The 19611-nt window shown below is 46.1% G+C and carries 15 protein-coding genes; 6 read left to right on the top strand and 9 right to left on the bottom strand.

All coding sequences use genetic code 11. The features are described from left to right. The 4 genes from argC to EOO49_RS09675 form a co-directional block, all read right to left on the bottom strand. Positions 1-978, bottom strand: coding sequence for an N-acetyl-gamma-glutamyl-phosphate reductase (argC, locus tag EOO49_RS09690; RefSeq protein ID WP_290845128.1), 978 nt, complete (start codon positions 976-978; stop codon positions 1-3). Then, positions 971-2161 carry an argininosuccinate synthase domain-containing protein gene (locus tag EOO49_RS09685; protein WP_290845126.1) on the bottom strand — a complete coding sequence of 397 codons (1191 nt, stop codon included), beginning with the start codon at positions 2159-2161 and terminating at the stop codon, positions 971-973. Before EOO49_RS09685 ends, argC begins: the two co-directional genes overlap by 8 nt. Before the next feature lie 5 nt (positions 2162-2166). Further along, a complete protein-coding gene (locus EOO49_RS09680) occupies positions 2167-2817 on the bottom strand; it encodes a GNAT family N-acetyltransferase (protein ID WP_290845092.1) in 651 nt (216 codons plus the stop codon). 425 nt (positions 2818-3242) lie between these two features. Next, the gene (locus tag EOO49_RS09675; RefSeq protein ID WP_290845090.1) at positions 3243-5483 is read right to left on the bottom strand and encodes a carboxy terminal-processing peptidase; all 2241 of its coding nucleotides are present in this window, start codon (positions 5481-5483) and stop codon (positions 3243-3245) included. Positions 5484-5845: 362 nt separating this feature from the next. Between EOO49_RS09675 and surE the strand changes: the two genes are divergently transcribed. The 5 genes from surE to EOO49_RS09650 all read left to right on the top strand — a co-directional run bounded on the left by surE (position 5846) and on the right by EOO49_RS09650 (position 11263). Then, positions 5846-6616, top strand: a complete 771-nt coding sequence (surE, locus tag EOO49_RS09670; protein WP_290845088.1) for a 5'/3'-nucleotidase SurE — start codon at positions 5846-5848, stop codon at positions 6614-6616. Further along, complete coding sequence (locus tag EOO49_RS09665) at positions 6609-6890, top strand: hypothetical protein (RefSeq protein WP_290845086.1); 282 nt, start codon at positions 6609-6611, stop codon at positions 6888-6890. The genes surE and EOO49_RS09665 overlap by 8 nt, the downstream gene beginning before the upstream one ends. Further along, positions 6887-8005: a lipid-A-disaccharide synthase gene (lpxB, locus tag EOO49_RS09660; RefSeq protein ID WP_290845084.1), complete on the top strand. Its 1119-nt coding sequence runs from the start codon at positions 6887-6889 to the stop codon at positions 8003-8005. Before EOO49_RS09665 ends, lpxB begins: the two co-directional genes overlap by 4 nt. A gap of 256 nt (positions 8006-8261) precedes the next feature. After that, positions 8262-9047 (top strand): C40 family peptidase, encoded by a 786-nt coding sequence (locus EOO49_RS09655; RefSeq protein WP_290845082.1) that lies wholly within the window; start codon positions 8262-8264, stop codon positions 9045-9047. Positions 9048-9256: 209 nt separating this feature from the next. Beyond that, positions 9257-11263 (top strand): ComEC/Rec2 family competence protein, encoded by a 2007-nt coding sequence (locus EOO49_RS09650; protein WP_290845080.1) that lies wholly within the window; start codon positions 9257-9259, stop codon positions 11261-11263. On the opposite strand, the gene EOO49_RS09645 is transcribed toward EOO49_RS09650, so the two are convergent. From EOO49_RS09645 to EOO49_RS09625, 5 genes are read right to left on the bottom strand one after another with little or no spacing between them, the layout of a single operon-like run. Next, positions 11260-11724, bottom strand: coding sequence for a thioredoxin family protein (locus tag EOO49_RS09645; protein WP_290845079.1), 465 nt, complete (start codon positions 11722-11724; stop codon positions 11260-11262). The genes EOO49_RS09650 and EOO49_RS09645 overlap by 4 nt on opposite strands. 52 nt (positions 11725-11776) lie before the next feature. After that, a complete protein-coding gene (locus tag EOO49_RS09640; protein WP_290845077.1) occupies positions 11777-13294 on the bottom strand; it encodes a peptide MFS transporter in 1518 nt (505 codons plus the stop codon). Next, positions 13294-14952: a peptide MFS transporter gene (locus EOO49_RS09635; protein WP_290845075.1), complete on the bottom strand. Its 1659-nt coding sequence runs from the start codon at positions 14950-14952 to the stop codon at positions 13294-13296. The genes EOO49_RS09640 and EOO49_RS09635 overlap by 1 nt, the downstream gene beginning before the upstream one ends. 5 nt (positions 14953-14957) lie before the next feature. Next, entirely contained in the window at positions 14958-16829 is a 1872-nt protein-coding gene (locus EOO49_RS09630; RefSeq protein ID WP_290845073.1) for a peptide MFS transporter, read from the bottom strand. Positions 16830-16879: 50 nt separating this feature from the next. Further along, positions 16880-19051, bottom strand: a complete 2172-nt coding sequence (locus EOO49_RS09625; protein WP_290845071.1) for a S9 family peptidase — start codon at positions 19049-19051, stop codon at positions 16880-16882. A 190-nt stretch (positions 19052-19241) separates the two neighbouring features. On the opposite strand from EOO49_RS09625, the gene EOO49_RS09620 reads away from it, so the two are divergent. Continuing rightward, positions 19242-19592 carry a DUF2200 domain-containing protein gene (locus EOO49_RS09620; RefSeq protein ID WP_290845070.1) on the top strand — a complete coding sequence of 117 codons (351 nt, stop codon included), beginning with the start codon at positions 19242-19244 and terminating at the stop codon, positions 19590-19592. The last annotated feature ends 19 nt before the right edge of the window (positions 19593-19611 follow it).

Here is a 19611-nt window from a genome sequence, read left to right as displayed (position 1 = left end):
TCAAAATGCGGCTGCTTTTAGGCGAAGTCCTGTGGTTTCTTCGAGGTTCAACATCAGGTTCATGTTCTGGATCGCTTGTCCGGACGCGCCTTTTACAAGATTGTCGATCACGGAAGTCAGCAAGATATAATCGCCTTTTTGTTCGATTGAAATCAGGCATTTGTTCGTCTGGATCACCGATTTCAGGCTGATGCTGTCGGTCGTGACGTTGACGAAAGGTTCTGATTTATAGTAATTTTCGTATGCCTGGAAAATATCCGCGAAAGCGACATCGAGCTTCGTGTAAAGTGTCGCGAAAATGCCTCGCGTGAAATCGCCGCGATTCGGTATGAACAGGATTTCTCCCGATTTGGCAGCCGAGATCTGCGAAAGCGTTTGATTGATTTCACCCAAATGTTGATGCGAGAATGCCTTGTAATGCGACATATTCCCGTTTCGATAAGGATGATGCGAAGTTTCGGATAAACTCACGCCGGCGCCCGTACTTCCTGTGGTTGCGTTTACGTGAACATCGTTTTTGAGCCATCCGTTTTGTGCCAAAGGCAAAAGTGCTAGCTGAATCGCGGTGGCAAAACAGCCCGGATTCGCCACGAACTTCGCGTCTTTAATCTGTGTCCGATTCCATTCGGGCAAACCGTAAACAAAGGAATTTGTGTTGAAATTCGCATCGTCCGTCAGGCGGAAATCATTTCCGAGATCGATTATTTTCGTTTTGTCGGAAAAAGTGTTTTTCGCTAGAAATTCCCTTGATTTTCCGTGTCCGAGGCAGAGGAAAACGACGTCGACTTCGGGATTGACTTCGTTTGTAAAATCGGGCAAATCTTCTGCGATCAAATCCTGATGAACGGACGAGATCGACTTGCCAAAAAAAGTGGTTGAATACGCAAAATCGACCTTGACATTCTGATGGTTCACGAGCAAACGCAACAGTTCGCCGCCGGTGTAGCCCGAAGCTCCGATAATTCCGACGCTAAACATATTGCTGAGCATTTACCTGTGAATAAATCGCCTGCGGATTGCCCAAGATTTTGATGAAACCTTTGGCATCTTCGGCCGTCCACGCGTTGTTCATTTCTCCGTATTGGCCAAATTGCGTGTTCATGAGATCGTGTTCGGACTCGATTCCTTCAAGCGAAAAATGATACGGACGCAAGGTCACGACCACTTTTCCGGTGACGTTCGCTTGCGTGTCGGCCAAAAAAGTTTCGATGTTTCGCATTACCGGATCGAGATACTGGCCTTCGTGAAACAGCATTCCGTACCAATTTCCGAGCTGTTCTTTCCAATATTGCTGCCATTTCGTAAGCACGTGTTTTTCCAAAAGATGGTGCGCTTTGATAATCACAAGTGGCGCGGCAGCTTCGAATCCGACTCTTCCTTTGATGCCGATTATCGTGTCACCGACGTGGATGTCGCGCCCGATTCCGTAAGCCGATGCAAGTTCTTCGAGTTTCGAGATGTTGTCGGTGGGCTTTGAGAATTGGTCGTCAATTCCTACGAGTTCTCCTTTTTCAAAATGCAGCGAAACTTTGGTAGGTCCTGAATTCGTGATTTGCGATGGAAATGCCGATTCGGGCAACGGCAAATTTGAGGTCAACGTTTCTTTTCCGCCAACGGACGTTCCCCAAATGCCTTTGTTGATCGAGTACTGCGCCTTTTCCCAAGAATAGTCGACGCCTTCGTTTTGTAGCCATTCCACTTCCGCTTGCCGGCTCAATTTCAAATCGCGGATTGGCGTGATGATTTCGATTTCGGGAGCGATGGTTCGGAAAATCAGATCGAAACGAATTTGGTCATTTCCCGCGCCAGTGCTGCCGTGAGCGATTGCAAAAGCGCCGATCGTCTTGGCGTAATGGATCGCTTCCATAGCCTGGAAAACTCTTTCGGCCGAAACGGAAAGAGGATAAGTGTTGTTTTTCAAGACGTTTCCGAATACGAGAAATTTGATGGCTTTTTCGTAGTATTTGTCGACGATGTCAGCATTCACGTGCGCTTTTGAGCCGAGTTCGTAGGCGCGCTTTTCTATGGACGAAAGTTCGTCAGGTGAAAATCCGCCCGTGTTTATCAGAATCGTGTGGACTTCGTAGCCTTGTCGCTGGAGATATTTGAGGCAAAATGAGGTGTCGAGCCCGCCGCTGTAAGCGAGAACGACTTTTTTTATCGTTGTCATGTCATTGCTTTTTTAGGTTGTTCCTTTGGTTTCTCTTTTTTGAGGAAAAGCGCCTGCTTGATGCTTTTCAAACGCGAAAGCACCTTTTGATTGAACGTGTATTTTTCTTTGTTTTTGTCGGTTGCGGGATCGTACAACATTCCCGTGCAAAGGCACATTTTGTAGTCCTTGCGTTGCAGGATGTCGAAATTGGTGCAACCCGAACAGCCTTTCCAGAAACTTGGATCGTCGGTCAGTTCTGAGAACGGAACCGGTTTGTAACCAAGTTCGGAATTGATCTTCATCACTGCCAAACCTGTTGTTATCCCAAATATTTTTGCGCCAGGATATTTCTCCTGGGAATATTCGAAAACACGGGATTTGATTTGCTTGGCGAGTCCCAAGTGGCGAAAGTCCGGATGCACGATCAATCCCGAATTGGCAACGAATTTGCCGTGTTGCCAGCTTTCGATATAACAGAATCCGGCGAAACGGTCGCCGTCAAGCGCGATTACCGCATCGGCGTTGGCCATTTTGTTGCGAATGTATTCGGGTGTGCGTTTGGCGATTCCGGTACCGCGCTGCAATGCCGATTGATACATGGTTTCACAGATTTCGTCGGCAAAACCAAAATGCGCATCACGGGCAATCAGGATGGAAATACCCATTGTCGTAGTTTTTGTTGTGTGATTTTTCTAGAATGTCGAGACGTGAACCGAACGGATCGGCTCCAGGAGAGATAGCGACCTTACGGTCGTCGCGTCGAGAAAAATCGGGCGATGCACAACGAAGCCCAACGGCTATCGGTAGCAAAAAAAGAAATGGAAGTGGTCACGTTCAAATACAATAAGGTTACACAAAATCGAATGGTTGGAACTTACCTGTTGGCAGTTCCCGGTCTTCGTCGCTCTTGAGTGATGGCGATGTGATTGTGTCTCGTTGTATTCATGGTCGCAAATTTATTTTTTTTGGAACAGCGGAAGGCAATTTAGGCCTTAAAAAAATGGTAATTCGTCGAAACCGTTTTCGCTTGTTAAAAAAAAGAAAGCCCCGAAAAAATCGAGGCCTTTATTTGGGAAATTCCTAAAATCTATCAGGATTTGATTGATTTGTCTTTTTTGACGGCGACCGCGCCCTTTGATTTCGGCTGCAAATCGTCGAGCACTTTCACGGCTTCGTCCACATAAATGTCCTTGCCGAGTTGTTCGTGCCATCTTTTGCGTTTTTCGAGCAACAATTCGTCTTTATCGATCTGTGCCTTTTCGTACGGAAGCGACGTAAAATTCAAGTTGTTGTGATAGGTAGAAAGCGCTTTGTATTTCTTCGACTTTTCTTCCAAAGCCGATTGCTCAGAGCGGAATTTATCGAGTTTGAGGCTGTAAACCGTTTCCTCGCTTCTGTCGTTGATCCATTTCGCGTTTTCGTCAATAAGCTTGAATTGCTCGTTTGCCGCAATACGTTTTTTGCTGCTTTCGATCGCCTGGGCGTAATTCGTTTGCTTGTTCCAGGTCTTATAATCGGCCGGATCGATTTTGTCCCAAGGCATGGCGTTGTCGATATCGCGCTCGCCCATTTTCACGTAAGAATAACGGTCTGGCATGGCGACGTCTGACGCAACACCTTCAAGTTGGGTCGAACCGCCGTTGATTCTGTAGAACTTTTGGGTTGTCGTTTTTAGCGCGCCCAAATCTCCGAATTCGCTGTTTCTCACGAATTGGTTCAGGTCGAATATATTTTGGACTGTTCCTTTTCCGTAAGTCTGTTTGCTTCCGATGATCACGCCGCGTTTGTAATCCTGGATCGCGGCGGCCAAAATTTCGGAAGCCGATGCAGAAAAACTGTTGACCATGATAACAAGCGGTCCGTCATATTCGACTTTCGGATCTTTGTCATACAGGACTTCTTTCTTTTTACCGGAAGATTTCACCTGCACGATCGGACCTTGCTCGATGAACAAACCGGCAATATCGACCACGGTTTTTAGTGAACCGCCTCCGTTGTCGCGAACGTCAAGAATGATCCCGGCTACGTTTTCCTTTTTCAGACGCTCTACTTCCAAAGCGATGTCTTTTCCGGCGTCACGGGCATTGGCGTTGTCGAAGTCGATGTAAAATTTCGGCAGGTAAATCATTCCGTATTTCAAACCGTTTTTCTCGATAATTGTCGATTTGGCGTATGTTTCCTCGATTTCCACTTCGTCGCGGATCAACGAGATCACCTTCATCGTTCCGTCAGATTTTTTGACCGACAGACGCACCTCTGTTCCTTTCGGACCTTTGATTTTCTTGACTACGTCGTCCAAACGCATTCCTACGACATCGACAGCTTCTTTGTTGCCTTGTGCAACTTTCAGGATCACGTCGCCCGGTTCAAGTTGTTTGTCTCTCCAAGCCGGTCCGCCCGAAATCAATTCGGAAATTTCCGTGTAGTCGTTTTTCTTTTGCAGACGCGCCCCGATTCCTTCGAGTTTTCCTGACATGCTTACGTCGAAACGCTCTTTTTCTTCTGGAGCAAAATACGAAGTGTGGGGATCGAATCTCGAAGCGATCGAGTTGATGTAAACCGAAAACCAATCTTCGCGGTTCAGATCATCGATGAAACTGAAGTATTCGTTCAACGATTTCAAAGCCGTTTCACGCGTTTCTTTCTCAAGTGTCGCGTAAGACTTCTTCTCGATCTTGACTTCTTCTTTTTTCTTTTGCTCGAGTACTTTTTGGGCCGCTTCCTGACTGTCTTCGTCCAAAGTTGCAGATGGTTTTTGGGACGTGGTTTTGCCTTCCTGCAAATCGAGTTTGTCTGCCAAAGACGAAAGCGTCGACAATTTCACTTGCTTTCTCCATTTTTCCTTGAGTTCGGCTGTGGTTTTGGCGTATGGCAATTTCTCGTTGTCTGTGTTGAACGATTCTTCTGCCGTGTAGTCGAACGGTTTGTCAAGAATATCTTTGTAGTAAGACTTGCTTTCCTTGATACGTTGCAACAAACGCTCATAGGTCAAGTTGAAGAACGCCAGGTCTTTGTTCTTGATCTGGTCGTCCAGCTGGGTTTCGTATTTCGAGAATTCGTCGATATCGGATTGCAGGAAAAAGCGCTTCGACGGATCGAGTGCCGTGATGTAATCCTTATAGATTCCCTTGGAGAAATTGTCGTCAAGATTCGCCGGATCATAATGACCGCGTTCAATGACGAATTGCAGCAATTCGAGAAGCGCTTTGTCTTTCTCCGGATCGCCCGAATCTGCCTTTTTTGGCATAAAACTCCACAATGCCGCCGCGAGTACCGCGACCACTAGCATTACTTTATAATTCCTTTTCATAAATCGCACAATAGCATTCATTTGGGTTCTTAAAACGGCCAAGTTATGGAAAAATTATGCCGTAAATAGTGGGTTCCGCATAATTTTTTGTTAAACGTGGCCAATTTGATTCGTCAGCCTGAAAGCGTATTTTTACCTTCGCTTTCGCCGATTAGTAGCAAGGTTTTCGATTTTGTTACCGATGCCTTAGCCTGGATTAAACGAATTAGCCTTTTGCAGACAAACGCTAGATTTTGTCAGTCTTGAACAGCGACTAAAGGAAGCTCGTTCAAGGCTTTACAAAAGCTGCTTTTGGCAAGGAAGCTAATCGTGGAAGCCGGAAAATGCTGCTGATAAAAAAACAAATTCCAAATTCCAATTTGCTTTGGACGACAACTAGAAAAATGAAAAAAAGACCTCTGATTTTAATTACGAACGACGACGGAATAACGGCTCCTGGAATTCGCGCGCTTATCGACGTGATGCTGGAAATTGGCGACATTATCGTGGTTGCGCCCGACAGTCCGCAGTCTGGAACCGGACACGCGATCACGATCAACAACACTTTGTATCTGAACAAGATTTCCAAGCCTGACGCGGCTTTCGACGAATACAGTTGCTCCGGAACGCCTGTCGACTGCGTGAAATTCGCGGTAAACGAAATCATCAAAGGCAAACCGGATTTGTGTGTTTCGGGCATCAACCACGGCTCGAATTCGTCGATCAATGTGATTTATTCGGGAACGATGAGTGCGGCGGTCGAGGCCGGAATCGAAGGCATTCCATCGATCGGATTTTCGTTGTCGGACTTTGACTGGAACGCCGATTTCGAGGTCGTGAAACCTCACGTGAAGCGCATCGCCAAACAGGTTTTGGAAAACGGTTTGCCCGAAGGCGTAATCCTGAACGTGAATTTCCCGAGGGAAAAATCGTTCAAAGGCGTCAAAGTCTGTCGTCAGGCAAAAGCGATGTGGGTCGAGGAATTCGACAAGCGCAAATCGCCTCACGGACGCGACTATTACTGGCTTACGGGAAAATTCGTGAACCTCGACAACGGACAAGATACAGATGAATGGGCGCTTTCGAACGGATACGTTTCGGTCGTTCCGGTGCAATTCGATCTGACCGCGCACCACGCCATGCAACAACTCAACACCTGGAAACTCGATGGATAGAACCGATGTCGTTTTGGGCTTTCTTATCGGAATTACGGGAATGCTCGCCGGAAGTTTCCTGTTCGTGACGCTTTTCACGCCTTACACCTTGACCGACGGCATTTTCATCATCAAACAATCAGGGCAACTCCCGAAAGTTTTGTCGATTGGCGCGATCGTGAACCTCGGGATTTTCTTTCTGTTGCTCAAATTCAAAAAAGACGTTATGGCAAAAGGTGTACTTTTGTCGATGTTCGTGATCACATTTTTCACGATAATCCTTTATTATATATGAAGTATTACATCATTGCGGGCGAAGCTTCGGGCGATCTGCACGGATCGAACCTGATGAAAAATCTGTTGGCCGAGGATCCAAGTGCCGACATTCGATTTTGGGGCGGCGATTTGATGCAAGCCGTTGGCGGAACTTTGGTGAAACACTATCGCGAGCTGGCTTTCATGGGTTTTGCCGAAGTTGTGATGAACCTCAAAACCATTCTCGGGAACATCGATTTCTGCAAAAACGACATTGAGAATTTCAAACCCGATGCGTTGATCTTCATCGACTATCCGGGCTTCAACATGCGGATCGCAAAATGGGCGAAACCGCTTGGCTACAAGACCTTCTACTACATTTCGCCTCAAATTTGGGCTTGGAAGGAAAGTCGCATCAAGGCCATAAAAAGCGATGTCGACGAAATGTATGTGATTCTTCCTTTCGAGAAGGATTTTTACGAAAAGAAGCACGGATTTCCTGTGGAATTTGTTGGGCATCCTTTGATTGACGCGATCCATGGACGTTCGAAAGTGGAAGAAAGTTCGTTCCGAAAGGAATTTGAAATGGATGAAAAACCCGTGGTTGCGCTGCTTCCGGGAAGTCGGAAACAGGAAATCTCGAAAATGCTGGAAGTGATGTTGTCGGTCGTGCCGAAATTTCCCGATCATCAATTCGTGATCGCAGGCGCGCCGGGACAGGAACCTGATTTTTACCGACAGTTCACGAAAACCAGGAACGTGCATTTCGTCCAAAACCGGACTTATGACTTGTTGTCGATCTCGTCTGCGGCTTTGGTGACATCGGGAACTGCAACTTTGGAAACCGCTTTGTTCAAAGTGCCCGAAGTGGTTTGTTACCGCGGCAACTGGATTTCGTACCAGATCGCAAAACGCGTGATCACGCTGAAATTCATTTCTCTCGTGAATCTTATTATGGATCGCGAAGTTGTCAAGGAATTGATCCAAGGCGAACTGAATACCAAAAATCTTGTTTCGGAACTTCGGAAATTGCTCGATTCGGATACACGCAAAAAAATCCTTTCCGACTACGAAGAACTTGAAAACAAGCTTGGAGGCGACGGAGCGAGCGCAAAAACCGCGAAATTAATTGTTGATAACCTCAAGGCTCGTTAACCCTTGCCAACAGTGGAATTATCTTCTGTAAATCAACATATTGCAGACTTTTTTCAAGCCAAATTTCAGAATTGTAAACAATTTAATATTGCGATTTTACACAATTTCTCGATTTTATTGCTAAATTCGCCCTTGTTCAAACAATACGAGTTCACAAAATCCCGTTAGTTGTTTGATCCATAGAAAATTCTACTACAGAATTTTATTAATAAATCTAAGGGTGGTTGCCCGCCATCTGAAAAATAAAAAATAAAATATGTTTGTAAAAAAAGCATTGTTCTTCTTCGTTCCTGTTTTCCTACTCGTAGCGACTCAAAGCCACGCACAACAGCCAATTACGTCGAAGAAAGAAGCCCAAAAAAAGGGTGTTTACAGAAAACCAGCCGATGAGAATGTGTCTTCGGACGTAAAATCGGCGGTAAGTTCGTTTACCGGAAAAGAAGCCGATAAATCTTCCACAAAATCTACAAGTCAATCGTCGAAAACCGTTGTCTCCACGGTGATTCCGCAAAGTCCGAAGCCGACTGCGACAGTTGCCCAGACGACGCCTGCTCCAAAACCTGTGGCCGCGAAAGCCGTCGCTGCGAAACCCAAGAGCAAGAAGGCGTTGATCAACGAGAAAGACGATGCCGATATCGAATCTGCGCCCGAGGAAAATTATGTCGCCGTACAAATGATCAACAACGCGTTGACCTTCATCGGAACACGTTATCTCGGCGGAGGAACGACCACCAAAGGAATGGATTGTTCCGGAATGGTAACTGCCGTTTACAGACTTTTCGATATGTCTTTGCCTAGAAGTTCGCACGAAATGGCGAAAGTTGGCGAAAAAGTCGATCGCAAGGATGTGAAAAAGGGTGATTTGGTCTTCTTCCATACCAACGGCAAAAAATCGATCAACCACGTCGGAATGGTCGTTGAAGCGACAGATGAAGAAATTAAGTTCGTGCATTCGTCAACCCAAAAAGGCGTGATTGTTTCTTCTACCAAAGAACCATATTACGAGCGCAATTTGGTGCAATGCAATAGAGTGCAGATGTAATCCATTTCACGCAATAATACGAAGCCAGGTCGAAAGCCTGGCTTTTTTCGTTTGCAAAATTTAACATTTTTTACAGATTTTCTGTAATCGACTCCCAACCGAGCCCGCTACTTTTACAATTCACAGCCCACCTTGGAAGGCAATACGGATTCGGGAAATTTTAGTCAAGGATTCGAACACACGTATTGCCTTTCTTTTTTCTATACGCCATGCAATTGTTCCGATTTCCCGTTTTTCGACTCGTCATTTGTTTTGCCATCGGCATCGCGAGCCAGCGTTTTCTCGAGTTGAAGCTTTCTCTTTTGGTTTGGACACTCGCGATTTTGACGTTTGTTTGGTTGACGCTTTGGAAGTTTGACTTCAAGACGATGCGGTCTCTGGTTTCACTTTTCCTTTTCATAAACCTCGGGGCATTTTGTTTGGTCAGCCAAGACGAAACAAATCGAGATTCCCACTTTACACATCACATCTTATTGGGCGAAAAAGCTTCGGGCCTTCAGTTGGAAGTTCGTGAAAAGCTCAAGAAAGGCGCAAAGTTTCAAAAGTACGTTTGTAGTGTCCGTCAAGCGGATGCGAATTCCGTTACGGGAAAAATCCTGTTGTATGTCGATTCGCGCAAACACGAAGCCGAAATTCCAATCGGACAGCTTTTGGAACTTTATGCGATTGCCTATCCGCTCAAACCCGTCATGAATCCCGGACAATTCGATTATTCCGCCTATCTCAGGAACAAGGGAATTTACGCCCAAATTTACGCTTCGGACTTTCGCGAATCGGGATTGGAGAAGAACATCTGGCATTTTTCGGACAAGATTCGGAAACGCATAATCGCCAACGCCAGCAACGGATTCGGCAAGAAAGAACTTGCGGTTTTCGCGGCTTTGGTTTTGGGACAACAGCAAGATATCGACCAGAAAATTGTTGAGGATTACCAATTTTCGGGCGCGGTTCACATCTTGTCTGTTTCCGGTTTGCACGTTGGATTTTTGATGCTGTTTCTCGAGTTTTTGTTCGGATTTCTTCCAAACTCAAAACGCTGGAATTTCACAAAACTCGTCCTCGTCGTGATCGCGCTTTGGGGATTTGCGCTCTTGGCCGGATTGTCGCCTTCGGTCGTACGTTCTGTGACGATGTTTTCTTTGGTCGCCATAGGAATGCACTTGGGCCGGAATTCGAACATTTACAATACGCTTGCGGTTTCGGCCTTGCTGATTCTAGTTTTCCGGCCGACATTTTTGTTTGACGTCGGATTCCAACTGAGTTATGCCGCGCTGTTTTTCATCGTCTGGCTCAAACCACTTTTTGACAAAATCGCCCATTTCGACAACAGGATCGCGCGCTATTTCTGGAACATTCTCACGGTTTCGTTCGCCGCGCAAATCGGGACTTTGCCTTTGACACTTTACTATTTTCACCAATTTCCGGCCTTGTTTTTCATTACGAATTTGATCGCCTTGCCCGTTTTGGGAATCGTGATGATCCTGGGAATGCTGACGAGCATTTGGGCGTGCTTTGGAAGCGTTCCGTATTTTCTCTCGTGGGTAACTTCCGAGAGCATTTACTGGATGGATTTCGCGATCGCAAAAGTCGCCGACCAGGAAATTTTCGTGCTGCGGAACTTGTGGTTTACTTTTACAATGTTGGTTTTATCCTATATATTGGTCGTTGCGATTGGCCTGACTGATAAAAAGATCAAGTTTGGGAAATTAGCCGTCATAGGAAGTTGCGTCCTGGCATTGCAGCTGTATTTCCTTTTCGGACAAATGAAAAACCAAAAGGCTAAAGAATGGCTGGTTTTTCAGGCGAACAGAAACACGATTATCGCCAACCGGTTCGGGCGTGAAGTCGAGATTTTTTCTACCGATGCCAAATCGAAATCGATCCAATTGTCTGCAAATCCATACGCCATCGACAACAGAGGCGATTTGCGATTTTCGAGTTGGCGAAATCTGCATACTTTCGACAAGGTGAAAATTCAGGTTATCGACAGTTCCGGATTTTCGGCGAATGTGCAATCTGATGTTTTGCTGCTCGTTGGCTCGCCCAAAATCAACCTAGAAAGAAAGCTGTTGGAACTCAGTCCGAAAGTCGTGATAGCCGACGGATCGAACTATAAATACGCGGTGAAGAATTGGGCAGCGACTTGCCGCAAAAGAAAAATCCCTTTCCACGCAACTGCCGAAAAGGGATTCTTTGTATTGAAAAACGGTCCTTAAGACTTCTTGAGAATCTTGTTCGCGCCGTCAAGCCAAGCCGTTGGTCCGCCAGCGACGTAACCCGTACTTCCGAGTTGGGTGAAAGCGATTTTCCCGGCTTTGTCCTTGGTCGCTGTCGCAAACCAAACTGTCGGATAACCGCGGACACCGAAGAATTGTTGCAACTCGAAGTTCTGTTTTTTGATCTCGTCAGATTGTGGCGTGCGACGCGGGAAGTCGAGTTCCACAAGAATCACGTTGTCTTTTGCCCAAGCCGCGAATTCCGGTGTTTTCAGGACTTCTTTCTGAAGTCGGATGCACCAGCCGCACCAGTCGCTTCCGGTGAAGAACATCAAGATCGGTTTTTTTGATTTTTCCGACATCTTGACCGCTTTGGTGATATCGGTTTCCCATTGCAATTCCTGAGCTTCGACGGCAAAAGAGCCGACAATCAGGAACATGGCTATAAACAGTTTTTTCATAGTGTAAAAATTTGAGCCCGCTTTTTCAAAAACGGTGCCGAAAGGTAAGATTTTATTTGACTCCTTGCATTAATTTTTTGATAAGCGGAGCGGTTGCAATCATGACGATTCCAGCAATCAAAGCGTAGATTGCCAACTGCTCGTAACCGTCGGCATAAACGTCCAGTTTTTGAAGATTGGACATGTTTGACGAGGCTTTGGCGATGTCAGCTCCCAAAAGTCCGGCGAAATATTGTCCGTAGGCGCTTGCCAAAAACCACATTCCCATGATGACGGCTTGCGTCTTTTGAGGCGAAAGTTTTGTCATGGCCGACATTCCGATAGGAGAAAGACACAATTCACCGAAAGTGATCACGAGCCAGCCCAAAGTGAAAACATCCAAAGAGGTTTTTCCGTCGGCATATGCAAACAACTTCGTGTAATAGAAAAGATAGAATCCGCCGGCGAGAAACAGGAACGACAATCCGAATTTTATAATCGTATTGGGTTCCAGTTTGCGCTTGCTCAGAAAAAGCCAGATGATTCCGAACAAGGCCGCGAACGCAACCACAAATACTGAATTTGCCGAATTGTTCACGCCGTTTGGATCAAGTCGGATTCCCAAAACGGTATTTTCGAGATTCTCGGCCGCAAAGTCGCTCAACGATCCGCCGCTTTGTTCAAAAAATGCCCAAAAGACGATTGAGAAAAGCATGAAAATCAACGCCGCGACGAGTTTTTTGTTTTGGGTCGCGTCGAAGTTTCGCATCTCGTAAATGAGGTACAGGATCGAAGCCGGCCCGATCGTGTACATGAAATAATCTGTGTACTCGGTGTTTGAGACCATGACCATGATTATCGGAACAATCAAAATAGATCCGATGTAAGTTGACCATTCGAGCAACTTTTTCTTGGTCGGCTCGACCGCGGCCAAAGGAGAAAGCCCAATCGACCCAAGACTTTTCTGGGTTTGGATAAATGTTAGCAAACTGATTACCATTACGATTGAAGCCAACCCGAAAGCCACATTCCATTCGGAACCTGACGGAATCAGTTTGGCGAAAATCTCGCGTTTTCCTATCGCGATACAAAAATAGCCGCCCAGGATCGCGCCCAGATTCACTCCGGCGTAAAACAGCGAAAAGCCCGCATCACGCCGGTCGTCGTCGTCGCGATAGAGCTTTCCGACCATAGATGAAATATTCGGCTTGAAGAATCCGGTGCCGACAATCGTAAAACTTACTCCTATAAAGAAGTAGTTTTTCGGATCGATCGCGAGGACTATACTTCCGGCAATCATCAAAAGTCCGCCCCAAAACAGCGACTTTCGGAAACCGAAAATCTTGTCGGCGAACAAACCTCCGATAAATGTAAAGGCGTAAACCCAGGCTTGCGTCGCGCCATATTGCAGGTTCGCTTCCTCTTTGTTCATCAAAAGTTGGTGCACCATAAAATAGTATAGCATGCCGCGCATTCCGTAAAACGAGAAGCGTTCCCACATTTCGCTGAAAAACAAATACCACAACTGACGCGGATATTTACCTTTGAAATCCTGAATCTGACTTAAATCTGCAACCGGAACTTGCTCCATTATTTGATGCCGCTTTCGGCCATTACCTTATTCAATTGCTTTAAAACGACGAACATTAGTGCCGTCGCGCCAAGTAAAAGCGCGAAGTTGAGCCAGAAAAAGTTCGTTTTGTCCTCGTACGAATCCCACATCGAAGCCAGAACGCCGCTGAGTTTGTTGCCGATTGATGTCGCGAGAAACCAACCGCCCATCATAAGCGACGTGATTTTGGCCGGACTGAGTTTGGATACAACCGACAAACCCATCGGACTCAGGAAAAGTTCCCCGATCGTGATTACGCCATAGTTTGCGACTAGCCACCAAACCGACACTTTTTCCGTTCCGTTGCTTCCGGCTTTTACCGCGGCGACCATTACGAGAACGGACAAGGCCGAAATCAAAAGTCCGAACGCGATTTTTGTTGGTGTGGTCGGTTCTTTTTTTCGCATCCGAAGAAATGAGAAAAATGCGATGACCAAAGGCGTGAGCACAATCACCCAAAACGGGTTGATCGATTGGCTCAGGTTTGACGCCCAAAGCGAGACTTCGGCATTTTCCTTGGGCAATTTTTCGCGGGAAACGTTTTTGAAATAGACCGGATAATTGACTTCCTTGACGACTTTTCCGTCGACTTTCTGCAAACGGAACTGTTCGTCGTAAACGCCTACCGAGTCTTTTTTATAGGCGACTTTGTCGGATAGTTTCAAGGTCGAAAACACGCCTTCGGTCATTCCAGAAATTTCCCTATCGGTGTAGCGATCGCCCCAAGTATTGAGTGCCGATCCGTTGAGTTTGAACACTGCCCAAAACAAAATCACGACCGAAAAGATTGTCAGCAGCGCGCCGATTGGGCGTTTTTCATCGGCTTTGGCCTTAAAATAAAGGGACGAATAAAACAGGATTACCGGAATGCAGGCGAAGATGAACGCATCGGTGCTGTCTGATCCGAAAATGTAGCTGTTGGGATTTGCGTCTGAGGCGGTTCCTTTGATAAGCCATCCGATCACTCCAAAAATCACCGACGGCAAAAGGATGAACATCACGATTTTCGAGAACGGCATGTCGCCTTCCTGAACGCCTTTCTTTTGGTCGTGCGTGCCGTAGTGCTTGATTCCGATCATGAACGTGATTACGCCGATGAACATTCCGACGCCGGCCGCCATAAAGGCTTGTTGCCAGCCGAAAAGGTTGTATAAGGCGGCTCCGAAGAAGTTGCAAATGAACGCTCCGACGTTGATTCCCATGTAGAAAATGTTGTAGCCTTCGTCTTTTTTGGTCTTGAACTTTTCCTCGTTGTAGAAATTTCCGAGCAAGGTCGAGATGTTCGGTTTGAAGAATCCGTTCCCCAGAATGACCAACGTCATGGCCGCGTACAACACCGGAAGCGAGTGCACGCCCATGAGGAAATAGCCGATTCCCATGAGGATTCCGCCTAAAATGATCGATCTTCTGTAACCCAGATATCTGTCGGCGATCAAACCACCGATGAACGGCGTCAGGAAAACCAATGCGATAAATGTTCCGTACAAATCGGACGCTTCTTTTTCGGTCATCGCGAAACCTTTCTCCACGTCTTTGAGATAAAGCGTGAAGATTCCGATCATCAGATAATAACCGAAACGCTCCCACATTTCCGAAAGGAACAGATATGGGAGCGCTTTTGGGTGTTTATTCCACATAGATTTTAGTTTACGCCGTGCATCATTTTCTTGAGCTTAGGCGTCAAGGCGAACAACAATACTGACGCCACACCGCAAAGCACCACGAATACCATGAAGAATTCGTAAAGGTTGTGCAAAGTGAAACCTGCGAACGACGGATATTCTGCCTTGATGATTTTTTTGTCTTTGATCAGCTGGAATTCGGCTGCCGTGAAAGTCGTATCCTTGGCCGTGTATTTGTTCACGAATTCGACTTTTTTCTTTCTCGCCGCTTCTCTTTCACTCTTCAATTGTCCAGCTTTCTCGATTCTTTTGGAGATGTCAAGCTTGTTCTCTTTTGCCGATTCCTCGTCGATTTTGGCCGCTTTGTTGATTGCCAAAACGTAAAGGTCGTTTCCGGAGGCATCAACTTTTCCGTCGAGAATTCCCTGAAGGTCGATTTTTTGTTTCTCAGCCGCTACGAACTGCTCGCTCGTTGGAGGCAAAATCGAACCCAAAGTTCCCGCCAATGCATATCCGGAGGCGTTCGAAAGGAAGAAAACTCCAAATAACAACGATGCAAAACGTCTCGGAGCCAATTTTCCGACAAGCGAAAGTCCGATAGGAGAAAGACACAATTCGCCGAATGTCTGGATCAAATACAAAAGGATCAACCACTTGATCGCCAAAAGACCAGAGTTACCCAAATCTTTCACGTTGTGGGCGATGATGAAATAACTCACCGCGATAAGCAAAAGCCCGATAGCTTGTTTAAATGGGGAAATCGGTTCTTTGCCGCTTGCACGAAGTCTGTCCCAAAGTGCCGAGAACGGCACCGCGAACATCACGACGAAAATTCCGTTGAAGATTTGCACCATCGAAGGCGGCATATCCCAACCCAGGAAGTTTCTGTCGGTTTGGTTGTCGGCGATGAACGTAAGCGATGAACCCGCTTGTTCAAAAGCTGCCCAAAAAAAGATTACGAAAAACGAAACGATGTAGATTACTAGGATTCGGTCGGTTTCGATTTTGGTTAGGGATTTGTCTGATAAGATCAATCCGGCGAGTGTCAAACCACTTCCGTAAATAATCGAATAAATAACGTTTTGTCCGACGAAGAAATGAAATGCAAGAGCCAATAGAATAAACGCTACAACAGCAAGTCCAAGTGATTTTCCGGTAAACTGTGCCGAAGTCGCTTCTCCTTCTTCATAATCGTCGTGTGAGTTTTTTGACGGCAAACCTCCAATCGGACGGCCTTCCGGATTCACAACATATTTGTCTTTAAGAAACCAAAATGTCAATGTTCCTACGACCATCGCGGCAGACGCGGCCATGAATCCCCACTTGAAGGCGAAAATGTCGCGGTTTCCATCGGCATCGGTAACGTCACCCAAAAACGGGCAAATAAACTGTCCAAGGAACGCTCCGATGTTAATTCCCATGTAGAAAATCGTGAAAGCCGTGTCGAGTTTGTTCTTCTCTTGCTTCGGATATAGACTTCCTACCATCGAAGAAATGTTCGGCTTGAAGAATCCGTTTCCGAAAATGATCACGCCAAGCGCCACGTACAAAAGCGTTTTTGCAAGTTCGATGTTGGTCGAAAACACGCTGGCACTGAAGAAAAGCAACAGCTGACCGATGGCCATCAGACTTCCTCCCAAAATGATGCAATAGCGGTTTCCGAGATATCTGTCGGCGATGAAACCACCGAGCATCGGAGTCAGGTAACAAAGTCCAAGGAATCCGCCGTAGATAAGCGATGATTCCTCTTTGCTCATCAATAGCGCGTTGACGATGAAAAGCGTGAGCAAGGTGCGCATCCCATAAAAGTTGAAACGCTCCCACATCTCGGTGCCGAAAAGCACCCAAAGTCCTTTTGGATGTCCTGTTTTTGCCTGAATTTCTTCTGCCATGTGTATTTGGTTTTAGTCCGGATGCGTGAGCCGCCGGGAATTTTGGTTAATTATAGATTTTGAAGGATGTAATCCGTCATTTTATTGAACAGTTGGATGCGCGTTTTGCCTCCGTAAATGCCGTGGTTTTTGTCCGGGTAGATCGCCATGTCGAATTGCTTGTTGGCTTGCACCAAGGCTTCTATCATTTGCATGGAGTTTTGGACGTGAACGTTATCATCGGCCGTTCCGTGTATCAAAAGGAACTTTCCTTTGAGGTTGGACACGAAGTTGATCGGGGAATTTTCATCGTAACCCGATGCATTTTCCTGTGGCGTCGTCAAATAGCGCTCGGTGTAAACGGAATCGTAAAAACGCCAGTTCGTGACCGGAGCGACCGCAATGGCCATCTTGAATGTATCGGCTCCTTTGAGAATGCAGTTCGAAGACATGAATCCGCCGTAAGACCATCCAAAAATCCCAATTCTCGTTTTGTCGACATAAGGATAACTCCCGATGACTTTCGCCGCATCGATCTGGTCTTCCACCTCGAATTTGCCGAGATTGTTTTGGGTGACTTTCTTGAAAGCCGCGCCTTTGAAACCGGTTCCGCGTCCGTCGACACAAACCGTGATGTAACCTTGCTGGCTCAACATCATGAACCAATAATCGTTGGCGCTCAACCAATGGTTTCCGACTTCCTGAGAACCCGGACCCGAATATTGGTACATGAAAACCGGATATTTTTTGCTCGCATCGAAGTTTTTCGGCTTGATCATCCAAGCGTTCAATTCTTGGCCTTTCCCGGTTTTCAACACGAAAAATTCCTTTGTTGGCAATTCGTAAGCCTTGAGTTTATCGGTCAAGGCGACATTGTCCGCGATTTTCTGGACTTCTTTTCCAGATTTTGACTCGCGCAAAGTGAAAACTGTCGGCTCGGTGGCACTCGAAAAGCTGTTGATGTAGAAGTCGAAGTTTGGACTAAAAGTCGTCGCGTTGTTCGTTCCGGTTTGGCTCGAAAGACGTTTTTTGTTTTTTCCATCAAGGCCGATGCTGTAAACGTCGCGATTGATCGATCCGTTCTCGACAGATTGGTAAAAAATCGTTTTGTTCTTTTCATCGAATCCGTAGTAAGCGGTGACTTCCCACTTGCCTTTCGTGACCTGATTTTTGAGTTTACCTGACTTGTCGTAAACGTAAATGTGGTTGAAACCGTCATTTTCGGACGTCCAGATAAAACTATTGTCTTTCAGGAAAGTCAAGTTGTCGGTGACATCGACATAAGCTTTGTCTTTTTCGTTGAGCACGACTTTTGCCGCACCCGAATTGCCGTCGACGAAAATTAAGTCGAGATTGCTCTGGTGGCGGTTCAAGACTTGTGCGCTCAAGATATTGGCGTCATTTGTCCATTTCAGACGCGCGATGTAAAAGTCGCTGTAATTGCCAAGATTTACGTTTTTGGTCGCAGCCGATGCCACGTCGTATAGATGTAAACTTACGATCGCGTTCTTCTCGCCCGCTTTCGGATACTTGAATTTTTCTTCCTTCGGATAAAGCTCTTTGTGAAAAACCGTCATCGTGAACTCCGGAACGTCAGTTTCGTCAAAGCGGATGAAAGCTACCTTTTTTGAATCTGCACTCCAGTCGAAAGCGCGCACGAATGCGAATTCTTCTTCGTAAACCCAATCTGTGATTCCATTAATGACCGCATTTTTCTTTCCGTCAGACGTAATTTGTTTGCTGGTCTTCGAGGCGATGTCGTAAATGAACAGGTTGTTTTCCTTTCCGTACGCAATTTTGGTTCCGTCTGGTGAAAACGTCGGTTCCTGAGCGGCTTCCAATACCTTTGAAAGTTGTTTGGACGCGATGTCGAACAGGTAAAAATCGGCGGTAAAAGAATGGCGATAAATTGGGTTCGAATTTGTCGCTATAAGGATTTTCTTTTCGGATGCGTCGAACGAATAACTGTCGATCGACTGCAATTCCTTGTGATCTTTGGTATCCAATACTGTCGCAACTTTTTTGAGGGTCGCGAAATCGTAAAGATCGATTTGTGAACGGCGCGAGTTTCTGTCCAAGTTCAGAACCGTGTATTGGTTCGTTTTTTTCATGGAACTCAATTCGTCCATGCCTTTTGTTCGGAAAGCGCCGGTGTAGATCTCATCGACAGTCACCTTTTTTTGGGCAAAAACCGATGCGCCGACCAACAGGAAAAGTGTGGTTACCTTAAAAATTCTCGTCATTTTTATGTGGAATATAAAAACCGTCAATTTTAGTGAAAAAAATGCAAATAAAGCTTTTTTTCGCTGTTAAATCGAGGTTCGGGTTAACGGCCTGTTTGTCTTTAAAATCGCGTTTCGTTACAACTTTTGGCACAAACGGCTCGTAACTTATTCGCTATCTTTGGAAAACCCACAGTACTGACGATCAAAAATGGACAATACGAGAGTTTACAAAATGTCTTTTGCGGGCGTTTATCCGCACTACATCGCTAAAGCCGAGAAAAAAGGGCGCATGAAACAAGAAGTCGACACGATCATTTTTTGGCTTACCGGATACGATGAAAAATCTTTGCAACAAGTGCTCGACGAAAAGACGAACTTCGAATCCTTTTTCAACGACGCTCCCAACTTGAATCCGAATGCCTCGAAAATAACCGGCGTAATCTGCGGTCACAGAGTCGAGGAAATAGAAGATCCGATCATGCGAAAAATACGGTATCTCGACAAAATGATAGACGAACTCGCCAAAGGCAAAGTCATGGCTAAAATCTTGCGCGTATAATCTTCTGAAGCAACATTTC

Origin of the sequence: Flavobacterium sp., assembly GCF_004295795.1 — a bacterium.
Lineage (GTDB): Bacteria > Bacteroidota > Bacteroidia > Flavobacteriales > Flavobacteriaceae > Flavobacterium.
The sequence above is the reverse complement of the archived record's forward strand: the minus strand, read 5'-3'. Positions and strand labels throughout refer to the sequence as shown.